Source organism: Acetobacter sp. DmW_136 (assembly GCF_008690365.1).
Taxonomy (GTDB): Bacteria; Pseudomonadota; Alphaproteobacteria; order Acetobacterales; family Acetobacteraceae; genus Acetobacter; species Acetobacter oryzifermentans.
Map to the genome: position 1 here is coordinate 1 of NZ_VHON01000078.1, position 2,020 is coordinate 2,020.

General features: G+C 50.7%; 2 protein-coding genes. Both read right to left on the reverse strand.

The window, feature by feature from the left end:
* Positions 1 to 204: 204 nt before the first annotated feature.
* Positions 205 to 333 (reverse strand): hypothetical protein, encoded by a 129-nt coding sequence (locus tag FKW31_RS16585; protein ID WP_255448271.1) that lies wholly within the window; start codon positions 331 to 333, stop codon positions 205 to 207.
* A gap of 208 nt (positions 334 to 541) precedes the next feature.
* The gene (locus tag FKW31_RS15440; protein ID WP_150179015.1) at positions 542 to 1,711 is read right to left on the reverse strand and encodes an MFS transporter; all 1,170 of its coding nucleotides are present in this window, start codon (positions 1,709 to 1,711) and stop codon (positions 542 to 544) included.
* Positions 1,712 to 2,020 lie beyond the last annotated feature (309 nt).

Genomic DNA, 2,020 nt, shown 5'->3' on the forward strand with positions numbered 1-2,020 from the left:
TTATAGCTTACGAAAATTTCTTTTGTGCAAAACAGACTTTTTCATAATCTAACCCGATGTACAACCCTTCTGTGAGATTTCCGCGTCGATTAAGCAAACGGGTTATTTTCCTTTCGCCGGGTCGAATAGTCCATATATCGAGATACGCAGCTTGGCGACGAACTTACATTCGGATCACAACGTGATGCCAGCCCCTAGAATATTTCATGGAGCAGACCAATGCTCTAACAATCTGGCTTCCAGAACACGCACCCGACGGTCACGCTCAATGCTCGCGGTGTCATCACCGTCATCGACAAAAAACGCTGAATCACAATTTGTGTTCCGTGTCATTCAATTGCTTTAGAGTTTAGCGGAAAAGTTCTTGTGGCGACATCCGCTCTCAGACAACATAACGCAATAATCCGAGATCAAAACGTCAGGCCTGCTTGTGCTGCCTCTATGTCAATTATGAAATTAAGCAGTTAGGAAAAATACGGTTTGAATTAAACGTCAGAAAAAAAGTTGCTTAGAATAACCATTAGTTTGAGATTAGAGAAGGTCACTTTGTATGATCAGCACTGATAAGGGCGCGCGGCAAGACTATCCCCATTATAGCCACAACTGCGAGGAGGGCACTGATAACTCCTAGAGCAAAAGGCAGACTGACGACCTGGGCCACAAACCCGAGTGCAGCAGGCCCAACCAGAATTCCTGAATAGCCGAGCGTTGTTATGGCAGATACAGCGAGATGTTCAGGCATGAAGGCCTGACGTCCGATGGCGGAGTACAGCACTGGCGCCACATTGGCACATCCTGCGCCTACCAGAGTATAGCCCAACAATGTGATTTGCCACACCGGAACTCCTGCCACCAGAAGCATTCCCAAAGCAGCTAACAGACTTCCGCCTGTGACCAGCACACGACCGGGAATACGGCGCACCAGCCAATCTCCCAACAGTCTGCCGATCGTCATTGTGGAGGCAAACGCCACGTATCCCAGACCGGTATAACGCATATTGACATGGCGAGCCGTGGTCAGGAGTACCGCACTCCAGTCTATGGCTGCTCCTTCTGCCAGAAAGACGATGAAACACATAATCCCAATGGCCAGAACGATCCCATGAGGCATAGCAAAAGCAGGCCCGTCGCCTGCTGAACTGGTTCGCCCAGTCAGCAGTCCTGGCAGCGCCAACCCACCACTCAAAAACAGCAGAGCAATAACAAAGAGAGAGGCCTGCATTGGCGAGAAACCAAAACCGAGCAGGCCACTGACGCTTATGGCTCCCAGCAGGCCTCCCACACTGAATAATCCATGGAAGCCAGACATCATGGTTTTCTGGCAAGCCCGCTCGACAATAACAGCCTGGACATTGATGACGCAGTCAATCGATCCGACACCCGCTCCGAAGATGGCCAGGGCAGCGACAAGAAAAGGCATAAAGTCTGAAGACGCCAGAACCGGTAGAGTGCAACATACGCTCAGGGTGGCAATCGCAATGATCCAACGACAACCAAAGCGTCCGGCCAGACTTCCCGCGACAGGCATGGCGATGATTGATCCCATCCCTAAGCACAGAAGCAGCAGGCCGAGATGGGCATCCGTGAGCCCGCATCGCAGTTTGACATAGGGAATAAGCGGTGCCCATGCCGCGCCCGAAAACCCGGCAATGAGAAATGCTAGCCGAGTTGAGCGCTGTGCCAGAGCCGAGGCTGGGCGGGAATTGTCCATCAATAGCAAATCAAAGTCCTGCTTCTGGGGAGACAAACTTCATTAATCAATCCAATAAAGTGATGTTTTAGCAAAAAGAAAGGCCGTACACGCTTTCTGGCATGAACGGCCCGTTCTCTACTCCTGACAAACGTCTTTGGGAAAGTCCTAATTTTATGACGTCGAAATCTTGTTTATCTCCGATGATCAGAACTGGGGCAGCATGGTTATCTGCTGTAGGTTTTTTCGATAGCTTTTCCGAGGAGGTCGATGCCGAGATCGATTTCCTCTTCGGAGACGGTCAGAGGAGGTGCGATGCGGAAAACGCCC

What these genes read in the sequence shown, in the direction of transcription:
- FKW31_RS16585 (WP_255448271.1), bottom strand. Translation starts at nt 333, where the DNA reads ATGACACGGAACACAAATTGTGATTCAGCGTTTTTTGTCGATGACGGT.
- FKW31_RS15440 (WP_150179015.1), bottom strand. Translation starts at nt 1,711, where the DNA reads ATGGACAATTCCCGCCCAGCCTCGGCTCTGGCACAGCGCTCAACTCGG.